The sequence below is a fragment of the Gordonia alkaliphila genome, from assembly GCF_023017165.1.
GTDB lineage: Bacteria > Actinomycetota > Actinomycetes > Mycobacteriales > Mycobacteriaceae > Gordonia > Gordonia alkaliphila.
In genome coordinates this window covers 3,264,946-3,284,837 of sequence record NZ_JALKBW010000001.1, presented here as the reverse complement: position 1 = coordinate 3,284,837, position 19,892 = coordinate 3,264,946, and the positions used below count along the sequence as shown (strand labels likewise).

The window sequence follows — 19,892 nt, the reverse complement described above, 5'->3', positions numbered from 1 at the left end:
GGGGAAGGGGACCAGTGACCGCACTGGCCGTCGTGCTGACGCTGATCGCGTCGGCGTTGTTCGCCGTCGCCGCGGTGCTCCAGCAGAAGGGCACCGAGGGCCTCGGCGACGACAACACCGTCGGCATCGGCTTCTTCGGGACGCTGATGAAGCGCAAGGTGTGGTTGCTGGGCATCGCCGCAGACATCGGCGGCTTCGCCTTCCAAGCGGCTGCGCTGGCCATCGGCAGCCTGCTGCTGGTGCAGCCGCTGCTGGTCACCACGCTGCTGTTCGCGCTGCCGCTGGCGGCGTGGGGTCAGAAGCGTCGCCTCAAGGCGGCCGAATGGGCGTGGGCGGCGGTGTTGATCATCGCCCTGGTCGTGTTCCTGACCCTCGGCGAACCCAGCGCGGGCGAAGAGTTCCCGTCGTTCGTCGCGTGGATCGGTCCGCTGGTCCTGCTGGTCTTCGTGGTGACGATCTGCGTGTGGGGCGGCTCGCGGATGCCGCACGGCACCGGCCGTTCGCTGGTGCTGGCCGTCGCGGCGGGCATGCTGCTGGGCTACTCGGCGCCGTTCACCAAGAGCGGCATGGATGCCTTCGGCGACAGCATCGTCCGCGGCCTGACGAGCTGGGAGTTCTGGGCCATGGCAGTCACGGCCACGCTCGGCACCCTGTGGCAGCAGTCCAGCTACCAGGCCGGCGATGTCCAGACCAGCCTCCCGACGGTGACCGTCCTGAAGCCGGTCGTCGCCATGGCACTGGGCCTGACGATCTACCACGAACATCTCCGCGTCGACCGGGCCGGCGACGCCGCCGTGCTCATCGCCCTCGCCTTGATGTGGGTCGCGACGTTCGCCCTCGGCCGCCTCGGCGCCCCGTCGAACTCGACGGACTCGGCGGACTCCCCGACATGACCGCGCAGGAGCTACTCCTCCCGAAGGCCGTGCTGTGGGACATGGACGGCACCCTTCTGGACACCGAACCGATCTGGGACGAGGCGATGGAGGCCCTCGCCGTCCGCCACGGCGTGGTGATGACTCCGGAACTGCGGATGGCGACGCTGGGCAACAACAGCGTCGACGCGCTCACCAAGGTCTACGACGCCGCCCGCCTGCCCGAATCCGGGCGCGACTTCGACGGCGACGAGGCCTGGATGATCGCGCTGGTGGTGGAGCTGTTCGCCCGTGCACTGCCGTGGCGTCCGGGGGCGGTGGCGGTCTTGGACATGGTGGCCGCCGCCGACATCCCGATGCTGCTGGTGACCAACACCATGCGGGAGGTCGCCGACATCGCGATCGGCACCATCGGCGCCGACCGCTTCGTGGCCACCGTCTGCGGCGACGAAGTGGAGTTCGGCAAGCCCGCACCGGACATCTACCTGCGCGCGGCTGAGCTGGTCGGTGCGCACCCGGGCGACTGCCTGGCGATCGAGGACTCGCCGACGGGCGCGGCCGCCGCACACGCGGCCGGGGTGCCGCACCTGGTGGTGCCCTCGCAGATCCCGGTGGTCCCGGCGGGCCGACGGGTCTTCCGCGACACCCTCGCAGGGCTGTCTCTCGTCGAATTCGCGGACCTGTTTGCGCAGGCCCGCACCCGTCCACCGGCCTGACCGCGCAGCGAGCGCGGCGACATGCGAAAATAGGTAACCGTGAAAACCTTCGACGACCTCTTCGCCGAGCTGACCGAGAAGGCAGCGACCCGCCCGGAAGGCAGCGGCACCGTCGCCGCCCTCGACAAGGGCGTCCATACGCTCGGTAAGAAGATCATCGAGGAAGCCGGTGAGGTGTGGCTCGCGGCCGAGCACGAGTCCGACGACTCGCTCGCCGAGGAGATGAGCCAGCTCATCTACTGGCTGCAGGTGATGATGATCAAGCGCGGCCTGAGCCCCGACGACGTTTATCGCTTCCTCTGACCGACCTCGCTTCCTCTGACCGATCTCGCATCCGCCCCACCACTCCGAACACGACACGAAGAGAGCCTCGCCATGTTGCGCGTCGCCGTCCCCAATAAGGGCGCACTGTCCGAAGCCGCCGTCGGCATCCTGACCGAGGCCGGCTACCGTAAGCGCGCCGATCCCAAGGATCTGACCGTGATCGACGTCGCCAACGACGTCGAGTTCTACTTCCTGCGCCCCCGCGACGTGGCCATCTACGTGGCCGCCGGGCAGCTGGATCTGGGCATCACCGGCCGCGACTTGGCCGCCGACTCGGGCGCCGAGGTGATCGAGGAAGTGGCGCTGGGCTTCGGCGGGTCCACGTTCCGCTACGCCGGTCCGGCCGGACAGGACTGGACCGTCGAAAAGTTGGCGGGCCAGCGGATCGCCACGTCGTACCCGAACCTGGTGCGCGCAGATCTGGCCGCGCGCGGCATCGACGCCGAGATCATCCGCCTCGACGGCGCCGTGGAGATCTCCATCCAACTCGGCGTGGCCGACGCCATCGCCGATGTCGTCGGCTCGGGCCGGACCCTGCGGCTGCACGACCTGACCGCCTTCGGCGAGTCGCTGTGCGACTCCGAGGCCGTGCTGGTGCGCACCGCGGTGACCCCGGAGCCGTCCAAGGCCGCGCAGCGCTTCGTGGCCCGCGTGCAGGGCGTGGTCTTCGGTCAGCAGTACGTGATGATCGACTACGACTGCCCCAAGAGTCTGCTCGACCAGGCCGTGCAGGTCACGCCGGGCCTGGAGTCGCCGACCATCTCGCCGATGGCCGACGACAACTGGCTGGCCGTGCGCGCGATGGTGCCGCGCAAGCAGCACCAGCAGCTGATGGACGACCTGTCGGATCTGGGCGCCCGCGCCATCCTGGCCTCGGACATCCGCTCCTGCCGCTTCTGATCGGCCCCCGCTGATCGCGCCCGGCTGGTCGCGTCCCTACTGGGGCGCGATCAGCACGGTCTGCGCCGAGCGACCGACGAAACCGGTGGTGTCGTACAGGTCGGCGAAGCTGGCCCCGTAGCCGCTGCCGCCGGCGGCGAGCGCGGCATCGATGCCGATCCACGGCCCGCGCGGGGCGTTGGTCAGGTGCACCGTGGTGTCGGTGTTCATCCACGACCACTGCGTCGGATCGAGCGGCGAGCCCACCCCGTTGGCGATGTCGATCACCGTCATCGCCGAGGCCAAATCGCTCAGTTCCTCGCCCTCCACCAGGGGGAGCAGGGGACGGGTCCACACCGTCGGGGTACTGCCGGTGCGGCCGGCGGTGATGGCGATCTCCAGGGTGCCGATGAAGCCGATCCGGCCCCAGGCCACCGCGATGCCGTCGGCGCCGGTGAAGCCGACGGTCCGCGGGAGCTCGTCGGGCGTCTGCGCCGGCACCGGGTGCGGGGCCGTCTCGACGGCGCGGGTGTCGCGCGTGCTCAGCCGCCACGTGGTGGCGCGGGCCACGGTGCGGAACGAGCCGTCACCCTGCTGCTCCTGCATCTCGGCGGTCACCTGGCTGATCTGCCGACCGGGCCGGGAGACGTGCGCGCGCACGCGGCACACGCCGAGTCCGATGGCGCCGAGGATCTCCATCGTCACGCGGCTGAAGTCCTGGGCCGACGACTGGTCGGCGACGGCGTGTTCCATGGTCCGCACCAGCAGACCGGTGGGCGGGCCGCCGTGCTGCAGCGCCGACGACCACACGCTGACCGTGGCCGCCGTCGGCCGGAAGTACTCGAACTCGCCCTCTTCAGGGTCCCCGGCGGGACGCTCCAGCGGCTCGTAGTACGCGCGGTACGCGGTGACGTCGATCTCTTCGGCATGGAGGATGGTGGCCATAGTCGCACCCTACGACACTGATCGAGCGTTCGCTTAGCGGGCCCGGGTCGACGACGCCCGCGCGCGCTCCGTGGGATATGACAAGCTGAGACGTCTTGTCGAACGAAAAAGGAAACACACCCTGATGGCGACCACTGGGCCCTTCGTAGAAGGCGATCGCGTGCAACTCTCCGACGGCAAGGGGCGCAAGTTCACCGTCGTCCTGGAGACCGGCAAGCAGTTCCACACGCACCGCGGAGCGATCGAGCACGACGACCTGATCGGGGCCGACGAGGGCTCGATCGTGTCGGCCACCAGCGGCACCGAGTATCTGGCGCTGCGCCCGCTGCTCACCGACTACGTGGTCTCCATGCCACGCGGCGCGCAGGTGATCTACCCCAAGGACTCGGCGCAGATCGTCACCGAGGGCGACATCTTCCCGGGCGCCAAGGTGCTCGAGGCCGGTGCCGGATCCGGTGCGCTGACGCTGTCGCTGCTGCGCGCGGTGGGCGCCGAAGGGTCGGTGCTGTCGTACGAGGTGCGCGAAGATCACGCCGAGCACGCGATCCGCAACGTCGAGACGTTCCTCGGCGGCCGCCCGCCGAACTGGGAACTGCGGGTCGGCGACCTCGCCGACCACGACCCGGCCGAGCAGGTGGACCGACTGGTCCTGGACATGCTCGCCCCGTGGGAGTGCTTGGACACGGTGTCCAAGACGCTGCGGCCCGGCGGTGTGGTGATCATCTACGTCCCGACGGTCACGCAGCTGTCGCGGGTGATCGAGGCGCTGCGCGAGCAGCAGTGCTGGACCGAACCCCACGCCTGGGAGTCGATGATCCGCGACTGGAGCGCGGTGGGTCTGGCGGTGCGGCCCGAGCATCGCATGCAGGGGCACACGGCGTTTCTGATCACGGCGCGTCGACTCGCCGACGGCACGCAAACCCTTCGCGTGCAGCGTCGCCCGACACGCGGATAAGCTGGAGAGCGCAGGGTCCGTCCGCGCAGGAATCCGAACGCAGAGGAGCAGTTGCCCATGACTTCGTCTGATCGCCCGAGTAGTCGTCCCGGTGCCGGCAGGGGCAGCGACCCGGCTGAATTGGCCGAGCGCAACGAGAAGCTCACGGTGCGCAACGAGAAGCTGCTCGAGACTCTCAAGGAAGCGCGCCAGCAACTGTTGGCGCTGCGGGAGGAAGTCGATCGCCTGGGCCAGCCGCCCAGCGGTTTCGGCGTCCTGATCGAGGTGTGCGACGCCGAGACCGTCGACGTCTTCACTTCCGGCCGCAAGATGCGTCTGACGCTGTCGCCGAACATCGAGGCGGACACGCTGCAGCGTGGCCAGGGCCTGCGACTCAACGAAGCGCTCACCGTGGTCGAGGCCGTCGGCTTCGACGGCGTCGGCGAGATCAGCACGCTGCGCGAGATCTTCGGCGGCGGCGATCGCGCGCTGGTCGTCGGCCACGCCGACGAGGAACGGGTGGTGCGCCTGGCGGCCCCGCTGATCCACGAGGAGGACGGCGGCGCGGCCACCCGCAAGCTCCGTCCGGGCGACTCGCTGCTGGTCGATTCCAAGGCCGGGTTCGCTCTCGAACGCATCCCCAAGGCGGAGGTGGAAGACCTCGTCCTGGAGGAGGTGCCGGACGTCGACTACACCGACATCGGCGGTCTACGCCGACAGATCGAGCAGATCCGGGACGCGGTGGAACTGCCGTTCCTGCACGCCGACCTGTTCCGCGACTACGAGTTGCGTCCGCCCAAGGGCGTGCTGCTGTACGGCCCGCCCGGCTGCGGCAAGACGTTGATCGCCAAGGCCGTCGCCAACTCGCTGGCCCGCAAGATCGCCGAGGCGCGCGGCGAGGACGCGCGCGAGGCCAAGAGCTACTTCCTGAACATCAAGGGCCCGGAACTGCTCAACAAGTTCGTCGGCGAGACCGAGCGGCACATCCGCCTGATCTTCCAGCGGGCGCGCGAGAAGGCGTCCGAGGGTACCCCGGTCATCGTGTTCTTCGACGAGATGGACTCGATCTTCCGCACGCGCGGTTCGGGCGTGTCGTCGGACGTGGAGACCACGGTGGTCCCGCAGCTGCTCAGCGAGATCGATGGCGTCGAAGGCCTGGAGAACGTCATCGTGATCGGTGCCTCCAACCGCGAAGACATGATCGACCCCGCCATCCTGCGTCCCGGTCGCCTCGACGTGAAGATCAAGATCGAGCGGCCCGACGCCGAGTCGGCCATCGACATCTTCTCCAAGTACCTGACCACCGCCCTGCCGATCCACGCCGACGACCTCGCCGAGTTCGGCGGCGACGCGCAGGCCTGTATCGACGCGATGATCGAGCGCGTGGTGGAGCGGATGTACGCCGAGAGCGAGGACAACCGGTTCCTGGAGGTGACCTACGCCAACGGCGACAAGGAGGTCATGTACTTCAAGGACTTCAACTCCGGCGCGATGATCCAGAACGTGGTGGACCGGGCCAAGAAGTACGCGATCAAGGAACAGCTCGACACCGGTCGCGGCGGCCTGCGGATCGGCCACCTGTTGGATTCGATTCTCGATGAGTTCGCCGAGAACGAGGACCTGCCCAACACCACCAACCCGGACGACTGGGCGCGGATCTCCGGCAAGAAGGGCGAGCGGATCGTCTACATCCGTACCCTCGTGACCGGCAAGAGCAGCGGGGCGGCCCGGGCGATCGATACCGAATCGAACACCGGTCAATACCTCTGACCCGATCGTGTGTGGCCGGGTTACAGTGACCGGTGATGAATGCCTCTGAGCCGACGCCGCTGAACCTGCGTATCGACGCGGGGCCCATCCAGGTGCTCACCGAGTCCCCGGCGACTCTCGGGCGCACGCCGGAGAACGCGGTGGTCCTCAACCATCCGCTGATCTCGCGGACGCATCTCGCGTTCGAGTGGACGCCGGGCGGATGGGTGGTGACCGACCGGGGGAGCACGAACGGGTTCTACGTCGGCGGGGCCAAGACCAACCGCGCGCGGGTGAACGGCCGCACCGAGATCCGGTTGGGCGACGCTCAGCGCGGACCGATCATGGCGCTCACGCCTGCGGCCGCCGGCCCGCCCCGCCGGCCCGCCCTGCCCGAACCGGCCGGCGCCGCCGCCGCGGCAGTCCGGTCCGCCACCGGCCTCGCGTCCGACTCCGGTGCAGGCCCCGCCGTCGCGTCCGATGTCGGCACAGGCCCCGCCGTCGCGCCCGGTTCCGGCCCAGCAGCCGTACCGCTCGGGTCCGCCGGCCGCCTTCGGTAAGTTGCCCGATGCGCCGCACCTGGCGGCGCTGCACAACAACGCCTCCGCGGTCTTCCAGGTGCCCGGCAATCTGCGGTCCGGCCGGGAGTCCATCGCGGTCAGTGGTGTACAGACCATCGGCCGCACCCCGGAGAACGACATCGTCGTCAGTGACGTGCTGGCGTCGCGGCGGCACGCCCGCCTCACCGCGGGTGCCCGCGGACTGCTGCTCGAGGACCTCGGCAGCGTCAACGGCACCTTCGTCAACGGTCTGCGGATCCGCAGCAGGCAGCTCACCGAGAACGACGTCGTCACCATCGGTAACAGCGACTTCGTGGTCACCGGCGGCAACCTGGTCCGCGGCCGGGCCAAGTCCGCGGTCAGCGGCGGTCTGCAGATCGAGGGCATCGGTCTCACCGTGGAGGGCGGCAAGACGCTGCTCAACGACATCTCGTTCCAGGCCGGACCGGGCACCCTCACCGCCATCATCGGTCCGTCCGGCGCCGGTAAGTCGACGGTCTCGAAGATCGCGGCCGGGCTGAACAGTCCCACCGTGGGGCGGGTCTCGTTCGAGGGACGCGACGTCCACGTCGAGTACGAAGCGCTCCGCAACCGTATCGGGATGGTGCCGCAGGACGACGTCCTGCACAGCAAGCTGACCGTTCAGCAGGCGCTGCGGTACGCCGCGGAGCTGCGGCTGCCCGCCGACCTGTCGACCGCCGACCGCGACAAGGTCATCGAGGGCGTCCTCGCCGAGCTGGCGCTCACCGACCACATGCAGACGCGCATCGACAAGCTGTCCGGCGGTCAGCGTAAACGCGCCTCGGTCGCCATGGAACTGCTCACCGGTCCGTCGCTGCTGATCCTGGACGAGCCCACGTCCGGCCTGGACCCGGCGTTGGACCGCCAGGTGATGAAGACGCTGCGCACACTCGCCGACGCCGGCCGCGTGGTCCTGGTGGTGACCCACTCGGTGGCCCACCTGGAGATCTGCGACCAGGTGCTGCTGCTGGCGCCCGGCGGGAAGACCGCCTACTGCGGCGACCCGAAGACCAAGAAGAGCGAACTCGGCACCGACGATTGGGCGGAGATCTTCGAGAACGTCACCGTCGGACCCGATCAGGCGTGGGACAACTACCGTCGCCGCCATCCGCATCAGCCGGCCCCCGCGGCGCTGACGCCGGCCGGGCCGCCGCTGACGGTGCCGCAGGCCTCCGGGGTGCGGCAGATGAACACCGTCGCCCGCCGACAATGGCGGCTCATCATCTCCGACCGCGGCTACCTGGCGTTCCTGGCGTTGCTGCCGGTGGTCCTCGGCCTGCTGACCCTGGTGATTCCCGGCTCCACCGGTTTCGGCATCACGGCGACCAAACCCGGGCACGCTCCGGGTTCGACGATCCCGACCGACCCGGTGGAGGCCGTGCAGCTCCTGGTGGTGCTGGTGATCGGTGCGGCCTTCATGGGTGCGGCACTGACCGTGCGCGATCTGGTGTCCGAGCGGCCCATCTTCGAACGCGAACGCGCCGTCGGCCTGCGTCCGGGCGCCTACCTCGGCGCCAAGACGCTGGTGTTCTTCCTGCTGGCCGCGGTGCAGAGCGCCATCATGCTCGGCATCACGTTCGGTCTGCGGGACATCCCCGAGTACGGCGGGGTGCTGTTGCCGCCGCCGGTGGCCCTGTTCTGCGCGATCACCGTGCTCGCGTGCGTGAGCGCGCTGGTGGGTCTGGCGATCTCGTCGCTGGTCCGCTCCAACGAACAGACCATGCCGCCGCTGGTGATCGTGGTGATGGTGCAGTTGGTGTTCTGCGGCGGCTTGTTCCCGCTCACCGGCGCCGGAGTGTCGCAGCTGTCCTGGATCTTCCCGGCCTACTGGGGCTACACCGCCGCGGCCCAGGCGGTGGACCTGCCCACGATCAATCCGGAGGCCGGGCAGATCAAGGTGATGCAGGACGAACCCGCCAAGTATCCGCTGTGGGAACCGACGATGGCCCACATGCTGCTGACCTACGGCGTCCTGGTCGGAATGGGGCTGCTGCTGTTCGCCCTGATCTACTCGCGGCTGCGCCTGCGCAAGCACTGACCGCCCCGGCATAGGGTGGAGCCATGGAACGCATCATCGGCACCGAGGTGGAGTACGGGATCTCCGCCCCCGGAGACCGCTCTGCCAACCCGATCATGACGTCGACGCAGGCCGTGCTCGCCTACGCGGCCGCCGCGAAGGTGCCGCGCCGCGATCAGCGGACCCGCTGGGACTACGAGGTGGAGTCGCCCATGCGCGATGCGCGCGGGTACGACCTCGGTCGCAGCCGCGGACCGGCGCCGATCATCGACGCCGACGAGATCGGCGCCGCCAACATGATCCTCACCAACGGGGCGCGCCTCTACGTCGACCACGCCCACCCCGAGTACTCGGCCCCCGAGGTGCGCGATCCGCTGGACGCCGTCATCTGGGACAAGGCCGGCGAACGCGTGATGGAGGAGGCCGCCCGCTACGTGGCGAGCGTCCCCGGCGCCCCGAACCTGCAGCTGTACAAGAACAACATCGACGGCAAGGGCGCGTCGTACGGCACGCACGAGAACTATCTGATGCAGCGGTCGACGTCGTTCGACGCGATCATCACCGGACTGATGCCGTTCTTCGCCTCCCGCCAGGTGATCTGCGGTTCCGGCCGCGTCGGTATCGGCCAGCGCGGTGAGGAGGCCGGCTACCAGCTGAGCCAGCGCGCCGACTACATCGAGGTGGAGGTGGGGCTGGAGACCACTCTCAAGCGCGGCATCATCAACACGCGCGACGAGCCGCACGCCGACCCGGACAAGTACCGCCGCCTGCATGTGATCATCGGCGACGCGAACCTCGCCGAGACCGCGACCTATCTCAAGGTCGGCACCACGGCGCTGGTCCTGGATCTCATCGAGGCCGGCGTGAACCTGTCCGACCTGGCGCTGGCCTGGCCGGTGCACGCGGTGCACCAGATCAGCCACGACCCCACGCTGACCGCGACGGTGGCGCTGGCCGACGGCCGGGAACTGACCGGACTGGCGTTGCAGCGCGAATACCTGGCGCGGGTCAGCGACTTCCACGACCGCCACCACAGCGACGACACGCGGGCCGCCCACGTGATCGCCACCTGGGCCGACGTCCTCGACAAGCTCGAACGCGACCCCATGGAGTGCGCGGAGATCCTGGACTGGCCGGCCAAACTGCGGCTGCTCGAGGGCTTCCGGCAGCGCGAAGGCCTCGGCTGGGGCGCTTCCCGCCTGCAGTTGATCGACCTGCAGTACTCGGACGTCCGACTGGACAAGGGCCTGTACAACCGGCTGGTGGCGCGCGGTTCCATGCAGCGGCTGGTCACCGAGGAACAGGTGCTGCGGGCCGTGCACGAGCCGCCGGAGGACACCCGCGCGTGGTTCCGCGGCAAGTGCGTCAGCCGGTTCGGCGCCGACGTGGCCGCGGCCAGTTGGGACTCGGTGATCTTCGACGTCGGCGACGACGCGATGGTGCGCATTCCGACGTTGGAACCGTTGCGCGGCACCAAGGCCCTGGTCGGCGACGTGATGGAAGCGGCACAGTCGGCGGAAGAACTCGTGCGGGCTCTCGGGGCCTGATGCAGTCGGTAGGGTGAGATCAAGAACTCTTCTTCCAGGAGGCGATGATGGCGCAAGAGCAGACCCACCGCGGTGGCGGCAGCAGCGACGACGACCCGATCGGCGACGGCGCGGTCGGCCAGGAACGCCGGGAGAAGCTCGCCGAGGACACCGACGACCTGCTCGACGAGATCGACGACGTCCTGGAAGAGAATGCCGAGGACTTCGTGCGGGCCTACGTCCAGAAGGGCGGCCAGTGACGGTGCGCCCCGGCGCAGGTGCTTCGAGCGACATCTCGTCGTTCACCGAGTACCTGCGCGTGCACGCGCCAGATCGCTTGCCGCACAACCTTTCTCATCTCGGCGCGGGTGTCGGCGGCGCTGACGACCTGGGTAGCAAGGTGCCGCACGGCACCACCATCGTCGCCGTCGCCTATCCGGGCGGGGTGGTGCTGGCCGGTGATCGGCGGTCCACCATGGGGCACACGATCGCGACCCGCGACGTGCAGAAGGTCTTCGTCACCGACGACTTCTCGGCGGCCGGTGTGGCCGGTACCGCCGGGATCGCCTTCGACCTGGTGAAGCTGTTCACCGTCGAACTCGAGCACTACGAGAAGATCGAGGGCGTGCCGCTGACCCTGGACGGTAAGGTCTCGCGCCTGGCCACCATGGTGCGCGGCAACCTCGGCGGTGCGCTGCAGGGCCTGGCGGCGTTGCCGCTGCTCGTCGGTTTCGACGTCGACCGCGGCCGGATCTTCTCGTTCGACGTGGCCGGCGCGGTGCACGAGGAACGGCAGGGTTACGACGCGATCGGCTCCGGCGCGGTCTTCGCCCGGTCGGCGCTGAAGAAGCTGTACCGGCGGGAACTGACCGCCGACGAGGCGCTCACGCTGGCCGTCGAAGCGCTCTACGACGCGGCCGACGACGACGCGGCCACCGGCGGTCCGGACCTGGTGCGGCGCATTTTCCCCACCGCCGTCCGCGTCGACTCCGCCGGGGCGCTGGCGATCACCGAGGCCGAGATCGCCGCGGCCGCGCAGGCCGTGGTGGAGCGTCGGGCCGCCGCCCACGGTGAGGAGGATCCCCGATGACCTTCCCGTACTACGCCAGCGCCGAACAGGTGATGCGCGATCGCTCCGAGCTGGCGCGCAAGGGCATCGCCCGCGGACGCAGCGTGATCGCATCGACCTTCGCCGACGGGGTGCTCTTCGTGGCGCACAACCGCTCCAACACGCTCCGCAAGGTCAGCGAGATCTACGACCGCATCGGCTTCGCCGCCGTCGGCAAATACAACGAGTTCGAATCGCTGCGCCGGGCCGGCATCCAGCTCGCCGACCTGCGCGGCTACAGCTACGACCGCGCCGATGTCACGGCGCTGTCGTTGGCCACCGCCTACGCCACCACCCTCGGCACGGTGTTCACCGAGCAGCCCAAGCCGTATGAGGTGGAGCTGTGCGTCGCCGAGGTGGCGCGCCCGGGCAGTGCGACACCGTCGCAGCTGTACCGCATCTCCTACGACGGCTCCATCGTCGACGAGAGCTCCTTCCTGGTGATGGGCGGCGCCACCGAGCCGATCGTCACCGCGATGACCGCGGCCTACGAGCCGGATCTGCCGCTGGCGCAGGCGATCTCGATCGCCGTTGACGCGCTGTCCCAGCCCGCCGAGGGGGACAAGAGCGGCAAGGACGAGCAGGCGGCCGAGCAGCCGCGCCTGGGAGCCGAGCAGCTGGAGGTGGCGGTGCTCGATCGCGGGCGTCCGCGCCGGGCCTTCGTGCGTCTGACCGATCAGCGCATCAGCGAACTTCTGACGGGGGAGTGAACACCGTGGAACGCCGGATCATGGGGATCGAAACCGAGTTCGGGGTCACCTGCACCATGGACGGGCACCGCCGGCTGAGTCCGGACGAGGTGGCCCGCTACCTGTTCCGCCGCGTGGTGGCGTGGGGCCGATCGTCGAACGTCTTCCTGCCCAACGGTTCTCGGCTCTACCTGGACGTCGGTTCACACCCGGAGTACGCGACCGCCGAGTGCGACTCGGTGCAGCAGTTGGTGACGCACGACCGGGCCGGCGAGCGGATTCTCGAGGATCTGCTGATCGACGCCGAACAGCGGTTGGCCGACGAGGGCATCGGCGGCGACATCTATCTGTTCAAGAACAACACCGACTCGGCGGGCAACTCCTACGGCTGCCACGAGAACTATCTGGTGTCGCGAACCGGCGAGTTCGGGCGGGTCTCGGACGTCCTGCTGCCGTTCCTGGTGACCCGCCAGTTGATCTGCGGCGCGGGCAAGGTGCTGAGCACCGGCGCGGAGACACGCTACTGCCTGTCCCAGCGCGCCGACCACGTCTGGGAGGGCGTCTCCTCGGCGACCACCCGTTCGCGACCGATCATCAACACGCGCGATGAGCCGCACGCCGACGCCGAGAAGTACCGGCGCCTGCACGTGATCGTCGGCGACTCCAACATGTCCGAGACCACCACCATGCTCAAAGTGGGCTCGGCGCTGCTGGTGCTGGAGATGATCGAGTCGGGCATCAGCTTCCGTGACTTCGCCCTGGACAACCCGATTCGGGCGATCCGCGACATCAGCCACGATCCGACCGGGCGCCATCCGGTGCGGTTGGCCGGTGGGCGCACGGCGTCGGCCCTGTCGATCCAGCGCGAGTACCACGCACGGGCGGTGGAACACCTGACCCGCCGCACCCCGGACCCGATGATGGACCGCGTGGTGGACCTGTGGGGCCGCACGCTGGACGCGGTGGAGTCCGACGACTTCAGCTCGGTGGACACCGAGATCGACTGGGTGATCAAGCGCAAGCTGTTGCAGCGCTACCTCGATCGGTACGACATGACGTTGGCCGATCCGAAGATCGCCCAGGTGGATCTCGCGTACCACGACATCCGGCGCGGTCGCGGCGTGTTCGATCTGCTGTCCCGCAAGGGGCTGGCCGCGCGGGTCACCACCGACGAGGCGATCGACGCCGCCGTCGATACCCCGCCGCAGACCACCCGGGCCAAGCTGCGCGGCGAGTTCATCACCGCGGCGCAGGCCGCCGAGCGCGACTTCACCGTCGACTGGGTGCACCTCAAGCTCAATGATCAAGCCCAGCGGACGGTCCTGTGCAAAGACCCGTTCCGGAATGTGGATGAGCGCGTCGAACGGCTGATCGCCGCGATGTGAGGCCTAGAGTGGGGCGGTGGCCACTGCTAAGAACGAGCGACTGCTCAACCTCGTCATCTGCCTGATGTCGACCAAGACCTACGTTCCGGCCGAGTTCCTGCGCAAGAACGTCGTCGGGTACAACGATGCGTCGCAGAGCACCGAAGCGTTCAAGCGCATGCTCGAACGCGACAAGAACGAACTGCGGGCGCTGGGCATCCCGGTGGAGACCGGCTCCGGTCCGCTCGGCGGCGACGAGGGCTACCGGATCCTGCCGGAGAACTACGCCCTCGCCGACATCAGCCTGGAGCGCGACGAGGCCGCCGCCATCGCGGCCGCCGCCGCCGTGTGGCACGACCCGGACGTGGCCGCACTCTCGCAGACCGCGGTGCTCAAACTGCGCGCCGCGGGCCTGGAGGTGACGGCCCCCGGGGAACTGGCCTTCGGACAGACCGGCGGCAGTTCGATGGGCGACGAACGCGTGATCCGTCAGCTGCTCGCCGCGATCGACGACGGCTACGCGGTCACGTTCACCCACCGGGCCGGTACCCGCCTCAACGAGCGCACCCTGCAGCCGTGGGGCGTGGTCAGCAACTCGGGTCGGTGGTACGTGGTGGGGCACGACCTGGATCGCGGCGAGACGCGCACCTTCCGGGTCGCGCGCATCGTCGACGTCGAGCTGATCGGCGACGCCGGCGCCGTCAGCGTGCCCGCCGGGACCGATCTCGCGGCGCTGGTCGCGGCGGCGGTGGCCCGCACCGCGTCGGGGGAGTCGACGCCGGCCACCCTGTGGCTGGCGCAGGACCGGGCGTACGAGCTGCGCCGGGTGGCGGACAGCCTGACCGACAGCAGTCTCGACGGCGAACCGGGCCAGGAGGCCCGCATCACCGTGCATTCGCGCTCCCAGTTGATCCGGCTGATCCTGGCCGCGGGCCCGGACGCGGTGGTGCTGGATCCGCCGGAGCTGCGGGCCGCGGTGATCACCGAACTGGCGGCGCTGGCCGCCTCCACTGCCTCAGGAGGTCAGCACTGATGAGTCCGGCACCCTCGCGCTTCTCGCGCCTGCTCGCCATGGTCCCGTATTTCCTTGCGCGCCAAGGGATCGAGATGTCGGTCGCGGCCGCCGAACTCGGCGTGACGCAGGCGCAGCTGAAGACCGACCTCGAACAGCTCTACGTCTGCGGCCTGCCCGGGCACGCGGGCGGCGACCTCATCGACATCCAGTTCTGGGACGGCTACGTCACGGTGCTGTTCACCGCGGGCATCGATCGGCCGCTGCGGTTGACCGGTACCGAGGCCAACGTCCTGCTGGTGGCCCTGCGCATGCTGCTCGACGCGCAGGGCGCCCTGGCCGGGGACGCGATCCGGCGCGCCGTCGCCAAGGTGGAGGAGGCGGCGGGCGCCTCGCGCGCCGTGGTGATCGACGACGGCACCGACCGCGCCGAACATCCGGCCTCCGCCGCGATCCGGGAGGCGGTCGCCGCCAAGCGGGCGCTGGCGCTGCGCTACTACACCCCGAGCCGGGATGCGCTCAGCGAGCGCATCGTCGACCCGATCCGCGTGCAGGTGGTGGACGGCACCAGCTACCTCGACGCCTGGTGCCGCGAGTCGCAGGGGCGCCGGATCTTCCGTTTCGACCGGGTGCAGGAGGCCACCGTCCTGCCCGAGGCGTCGAACCCGCCCGCCGACGTCGTCGCCGTCCCGGTGGCGCTGCCGACCCACGATGCGAGCCTGCCGGTGGCCCGGCTGGCGATCGACCCGTCCGCGGTGTGGGTGGTGGAGTACTACCAGGCGCGGCTGCTCGAGGAGGCCGACCCGGCCGATCCGACGGCCCCGGTGCTCGCCGAACTGACGTATGCGTCGCCGGAGTGGCTGGCCCGACTGGTGCAGTCGCTGGGCGGGCGCGTGTCGGTGGTCTCCGACGACGACCGCAGCCGCCGGGTGCGGGCGCTGATCGACGCCTCCGCCGGGGCTGCGCTGGCTCGCTACGGCGCGCAGGAATGAGCGTCGGCCTCGGGTATGATTGACCCATCAGCAACTGCGGAGGTTTGTAATGGGTGGAATCGGGGCATGGGAGATCGCGATCATCGTGATCGTGCTGGTGCTGCTGTTCGGCGCGAAGAAGCTGCCGGACATGGCCCGCGGCCTTGGTCGCTCGATGCGTGTCTTCAAGTCGGAGATCGCCGAGATGCAGAACGACGGCAAGGCTGCGGACAAGCCCGCCGAACAGGTGGAGTTGCCGCCCGCTGATCGTCCTTCGGCCGCCGACGACATCGCTTCGGAGCCCGAACACAAGAAGTCGGCCTAACCGCCCCATCCCTCACTCGCGTGCGCCTACCAGCGATCGCGCGTCGCTTCGATCCCCGGCGACGGCGCAGCAAAGTCAACCCCGACGGCTCGATGCCGTTGGCCGAGCATCTCTATGAGCTGCGGGATCGGCTCCTGATCTCCCTTGCGGTGATCGTGGTGACCACCACTGTCGGCTTCATCTGGTATTCGAACAGTCTGCCGGGTATTCCGACCCTCGGTGACCTGCTGACCCGACCGTACTGTGACCTACCCGCCGAATCGCGGGCATCGTTCACCGCCGACGGCGAGTGCAAACTCCTGGCGATCGGTCCGTTCGATCAGTTCATGCTGCGCCTGCAGGTGGCGTTGACCGCGGGCGTGGTGATGGCCAGTCCGGTCTGGCTCTACCAGGTCTGGCAGTTCATCACCCCGGCGCTGAAACAGAAGGAACGCCGCTACGGACTCTCCTTCGTGCTGGCCGGTTCGCTGTTGTTCGTCACCGGCGCAGTGGTCGCCTACTTCGTGGTGTCGGAAGCCTTCGACTTCCTGCTTCGGGTCGGCGACGAGGTGCAGGTGACGGCCCTCACCGGTGACCGGTACTTCGGGTTCATGCTGCAGTTGCTGGTGATCTTCGGAGTCAGCTTCGAGCTACCGCTGCTCATCATCTCGCTGAATCTGGCCGGCGTGCTGTCGTATGCGCGGTTGAAAGCGTGGCGGCGCGGTATCTTGTTCGGCCTCTTCGTCTTCGCCGCGCTGGCCACACCGGGGCAAGACCCCTTCAGCATGCTGGCGCTCGCGCTGGGCATGTCGATTCTGTTGGAGTTCGCGATCCAGTTCGCCCGGATCAACGACAAGCGCAAGTCCAAGCGTCGGCCGGACTGGATGGACGTCGACGACGATCAGGCCGCCCCGCTCGACGTCGACGGCGACGGACCCACGGCGTCGACGATCGAGGCACCGACACCGATCCCCGCCGCGCAGCCGCGCACCGGACGCGCCGCGGGCTCGTTCGACGAGGTGCTGTAGCCGCCGGTCCGTGGCATCCTGGGAGCCGATGACTACTCTCGAATCCTTCGCCGCCGGACTGAGTTTCCCGCTCGACCCGTTTCAGCGGGAATCCTGCGAAGTTCTGGAAAGCGGCCGCGGCGTGCTCGTGTGCGCGCCCACCGGTGCCGGCAAGACCGTCGTCGGCGAGTTCGCGGTGTTCCTCGCGCTCCGCAGCGGCGGCAAGTGCTTCTACACCACGCCGATCAAGGCGCTGAGCAACCAGAAGTACCACGACCTGGTCGCGGTGCACGGTGCCGACTCCGTGGGGCTGCTGACCGGGGACAACGCCGTCAACTCGTCGGCCCCCGTGGTGGTGATGACCACCGAGGTGCTGCGCAACATGATCTACGCGGACTCGTCGACGCTCGACGGGCTCTCGCACGTGGTGATGGACGAGGTGCACTTCCTGGCCGACCGATTCCGCGGCGCCGTCTGGGAGGAAGTGATCCTCGGGCTGGATCCGGCGGTGTCGGTGGTCTCGCTGTCGGCGACGGTGAGCAACGCCGAGGAGTTCGGCGACTGGATCACCACGGTCCGCGGCGACACCGAGGTGATCGTCTCCGAGGTCCGTCCGACGCCGCTGCACCAGCACATGCTGGTGGGCACCCGGCTGTTCGAACTCTTCGACCGCCGCACCACCGAGGGACGACGCCAGGTCAATCCGGAGCTGACCCGCTACATCAAGCAGCGTGCGCTCGATCCGTCCGAAAGCGGGGACGGCGGCTACCGGGGCGGCGGCCATCGGGGCGGCCGCGGCGGCGGCGACCGGTACCGCCGTCGATCGGCCACCATGCCGCGGCCGCGGCTGATCCGGTTGCTGGCCGACGAGGGTCTCCTGCCGGCGATCATGTTCATCTTCTCCCGCAAGGGCTGCGAGGGTGCGTTCAGCCAATGTCTGCGCAGCGACCTGAACCTGCTGGAGCCCGACGAAGTGGCCCGCGTCGACGAGATCGTGCAGCGCCACCTCACCGAGCTGGCCCCCGGTGATGCGGACGTGCTGGGCGTGGACCAGTGGTGGGCGGGTCTGCGCCGCGGCTTCGCCGCGCACCACGCCGGCATGCTGCCGATGTTCCGCCAAGCCGTGGAAGAGCTGTTCGTGCAGGGGCTCACCAAGGTGGTGTTCGCCACCGAGACGCTGGCGCTCGGCATCAACATGCCGGCCCGCTCGGTGGTGCTGGAACGGCTGATCAAGTACAACGGCGAAGCCCACGTGGACCTGACGCCGGGCGAGTACACGCAGCTCACCGGTCGCGCGGGTCGGCGCGGCATCGACGTCGAGGGCAACGCCGTGGTGGTGTGGACGCCGGAGCTGATCCCCGAGCGGGTCGCCGGTCTGGCCGGCGCGCGGACCTTCCCGCTGCGTAGCTCCTTCGCTCCGGAGTACAACATGGTGCTCAATCTGATCGACCGGCTCGGCGTGGCGGGCGCCCGCGATCTGTTGCGGCGGTCGTTCGCCCAGTTCCAGACCGACCGCACCCTCGTCGGGCAGGCGCGGCAGCTGGACCAGGCGCGCCGCCGCCTGCGCGGTGTGGACCAGGAGTTGGTGGGGGTCGCCGAGAAAGCCGGCCTCGATGCGGGTCTGTCGCTCGACGACACCGAGGCCCGCGGAGCGGAGAACCGCTTCGACGGCTTCCTCGGCTACCTCGATCTGCGGGAGGAGATCCGTCGCTGCGAGCGCGAAGAGCGTTTCCTGCGGCGGGTGGCGAGCGAAGACGCGGTGGCCGAGGATCTGGCCGCACTCAAACGAGGACAGGTGATCGCGGTCAGTTCACGCCGCCACCGCGGCCTGGCGCTGGTCTTGGAAGCAGCCACCCTGCCCGCCGATCCGCGCCCGCTGGTGCTGGTGGACGACGGCTGGGCCGGACGAGTCGGCACCGGCGACTTCGTCAACCCGCCGGAAGTGCTGGGGCAGGTGCGGATTCCCCGCGACGCGGACACCCGCAGCGGCCGCGGTCGCCGTCGACTGGCCGACGCCCTGGCCGCCAGCGGGATCTCGCGTCCGGTGGGCCGCGGCGGCAAACGGAAGAAGAACGGCGGCCCCGATCCGGAACTGGCGCGGCTGCGGGCGGCGTTGCGGGCGCACCCGGTGCACGCGGTCGCCGGCTCCGGAAGCCAGCGCTCCAAACTGGACAAGCTGTTCCGCCTGGGGGAGCAGCGTAACCGCCTGGTGCGGGAGACGGTGAGCCTGGAGCGGTCGATCGCCGACCGCAAGTCTCGGCTGGAAGCCGACTTCGACGTCGTCGTCGCCGTGCTCCTCGAATTGGGCTATCTCGAGGCCGACGGGCACGACAGCGTGCGGGTGACCCCGACCGGCGACGTGCTGCGCCGCATCTACGCCGAGACCGATCTGCTGGTGGCCGAATGCATTCGGGCCGGGATCTGGGACTCGCTGGGGCCGACCGAGCTGGCGGCGGTGGTCTCGGCGATGGTGTACCAGTCGCGCCGGGACACCTACGCCGACGGCGTCGACTCCATGCCGGGCAGTGCCCGCGTCCGCGATGCGCTCAGTGCGACGTTGCGCGTGTGGAGCGCCACCAATGAGGTGCAGGCGCGGCACTCGGGCGGCTCCGAGTCGCTGGTGACCCCCGAACCGGACACCGGTTTCGTCGCCGCGGTCACGGCGTGGTCGTCGGGTCGGCCGCTGCACGAGGCGCTCACCGCGGCGTCGGCCGGTGGCCAGTTGCTCTCGCCGGGCGACTTCGTGCGCTGGAATCGTCAGGTGATCGATCTGCTCGAGCAGATCCGCAACAGCGTGGACCGCGACCAGCCGTTGGCGAGTGCGGCGCGGCGCGCGGTGAAGAGTCTGCGGCGCGGCGTTGTTGCTGCCGAGTTGGAGTGACGGCCTGCGGTAA

General features: G+C 69.3%; 17 protein-coding genes and 1 pseudogene. 17 read left to right on the top strand and 1 reads right to left on the bottom strand.

All coding sequences use genetic code 11. From position 1 onward, the window contains the following. Window positions 1-14: 14 nt before the first annotated feature. From MUG78_RS15045 to hisG, 4 genes are all read left to right on the top strand, one after another. The gene (locus MUG78_RS15045; RefSeq protein ID WP_246996146.1) at window positions 15-893 is read left to right on the top strand and encodes a DMT family transporter; all 879 of its coding nucleotides are present in this window, start codon (window positions 15-17) and stop codon (window positions 891-893) included. After that, complete coding sequence (locus MUG78_RS15040) at window positions 890-1,588, top strand: HAD family hydrolase (RefSeq protein ID WP_246996144.1); 699 nt, start codon at window positions 890-892, stop codon at window positions 1,586-1,588. The genes MUG78_RS15045 and MUG78_RS15040 overlap by 4 nt, the downstream gene beginning before the upstream one ends. Before the next feature lie 39 nt (window positions 1,589-1,627). Next, window positions 1,628-1,891 (top strand): phosphoribosyl-ATP diphosphatase, encoded by a 264-nt coding sequence (locus MUG78_RS15035; RefSeq protein WP_246996142.1) that lies wholly within the window; start codon window positions 1,628-1,630, stop codon window positions 1,889-1,891. 72 nt (window positions 1,892-1,963) lie between these two features. Then, a complete protein-coding gene (gene hisG, locus MUG78_RS15030; protein WP_246996140.1) occupies window positions 1,964-2,812 on the top strand; it encodes an ATP phosphoribosyltransferase in 849 nt (282 codons plus the stop codon). 36 nt (window positions 2,813-2,848) lie between these two features. On the opposite strand, the gene MUG78_RS15025 is transcribed toward hisG, so the two are convergent. Further along, complete coding sequence (locus tag MUG78_RS15025) at window positions 2,849-3,736, bottom strand: thioesterase family protein (RefSeq protein ID WP_246996137.1); 888 nt, start codon at window positions 3,734-3,736, stop codon at window positions 2,849-2,851. A 124-nt stretch (window positions 3,737-3,860) separates the two neighbouring features. Between MUG78_RS15025 and MUG78_RS15020 the strand changes: the two genes are divergently transcribed. The 13 genes and pseudogenes from MUG78_RS15020 to MUG78_RS14960 all read left to right on the top strand — a co-directional run bounded on the left by MUG78_RS15020 (window position 3,861) and on the right by MUG78_RS14960 (window position 19,879). After that, window positions 3,861-4,691, top strand: a complete 831-nt coding sequence (locus tag MUG78_RS15020) for a tRNA (adenine-N1)-methyltransferase (protein ID WP_246996135.1) — start codon at window positions 3,861-3,863, stop codon at window positions 4,689-4,691. A 57-nt stretch (window positions 4,692-4,748) separates the two neighbouring features. Continuing rightward, the gene (arc, locus tag MUG78_RS15015; protein ID WP_246996133.1) at window positions 4,749-6,440 is read left to right on the top strand and encodes a proteasome ATPase; all 1,692 of its coding nucleotides are present in this window, start codon (window positions 4,749-4,751) and stop codon (window positions 6,438-6,440) included. A 35-nt stretch (window positions 6,441-6,475) separates the two neighbouring features. Beyond that, window positions 6,476-9,038: pseudogene (locus MUG78_RS15010) on the top strand (ATP-binding cassette domain-containing protein). A gap of 23 nt (window positions 9,039-9,061) precedes the next feature. Beyond that, the gene (gene dop / locus MUG78_RS15005) at window positions 9,062-10,564 is read left to right on the top strand and encodes a depupylase/deamidase Dop (RefSeq protein WP_246996129.1); all 1,503 of its coding nucleotides are present in this window, start codon (window positions 9,062-9,064) and stop codon (window positions 10,562-10,564) included. A gap of 47 nt (window positions 10,565-10,611) precedes the next feature. After that, window positions 10,612-10,803, top strand: coding sequence for a ubiquitin-like protein Pup (locus tag MUG78_RS15000; RefSeq protein WP_246996127.1), 192 nt, complete (start codon window positions 10,612-10,614; stop codon window positions 10,801-10,803). Beyond that, the gene (gene prcB / locus MUG78_RS14995; protein ID WP_246996124.1) at window positions 10,800-11,633 is read left to right on the top strand and encodes a proteasome subunit beta; all 834 of its coding nucleotides are present in this window, start codon (window positions 10,800-10,802) and stop codon (window positions 11,631-11,633) included. The genes MUG78_RS15000 and prcB overlap by 4 nt, the downstream gene beginning before the upstream one ends. After that, entirely contained in the window at window positions 11,630-12,361 is a 732-nt protein-coding gene (prcA, locus tag MUG78_RS14990) for a proteasome subunit alpha (protein ID WP_246996121.1), read from the top strand. The genes prcB and prcA overlap by 4 nt, the downstream gene beginning before the upstream one ends. 5 nt (window positions 12,362-12,366) lie before the next feature. Continuing rightward, window positions 12,367-13,725 carry a Pup--protein ligase gene (gene pafA / locus MUG78_RS14985; protein ID WP_246996118.1) on the top strand — a complete coding sequence of 453 codons (1,359 nt, stop codon included), beginning with the start codon at window positions 12,367-12,369 and terminating at the stop codon, window positions 13,723-13,725. 16 nt (window positions 13,726-13,741) lie between these two features. Then, complete coding sequence (locus MUG78_RS14980) at window positions 13,742-14,737, top strand: helix-turn-helix transcriptional regulator (RefSeq protein ID WP_246996116.1); 996 nt, start codon at window positions 13,742-13,744, stop codon at window positions 14,735-14,737. Continuing rightward, on the top strand, window positions 14,737-15,708 hold the full coding sequence (locus MUG78_RS14975; protein ID WP_246996114.1) for a helix-turn-helix transcriptional regulator: 972 nt from the start codon (window positions 14,737-14,739) through the stop codon (window positions 15,706-15,708). The genes MUG78_RS14980 and MUG78_RS14975 overlap by 1 nt, the downstream gene beginning before the upstream one ends. Before the next feature lie 49 nt (window positions 15,709-15,757). Next, window positions 15,758-16,012 carry a Sec-independent protein translocase subunit TatA gene (gene tatA, locus MUG78_RS14970; protein ID WP_246996112.1) on the top strand — a complete coding sequence of 85 codons (255 nt, stop codon included), beginning with the start codon at window positions 15,758-15,760 and terminating at the stop codon, window positions 16,010-16,012. Between the two features lie 20 nt (window positions 16,013-16,032). Next, a complete protein-coding gene (gene tatC / locus MUG78_RS14965) occupies window positions 16,033-17,019 on the top strand; it encodes a twin-arginine translocase subunit TatC (RefSeq protein ID WP_372493254.1) in 987 nt (328 codons plus the stop codon). Between the two features lie 28 nt (window positions 17,020-17,047). Next, a complete protein-coding gene (locus MUG78_RS14960; RefSeq protein WP_246996110.1) occupies window positions 17,048-19,879 on the top strand; it encodes a DEAD/DEAH box helicase in 2,832 nt (943 codons plus the stop codon). Window positions 19,880-19,892 lie beyond the last annotated feature (13 nt).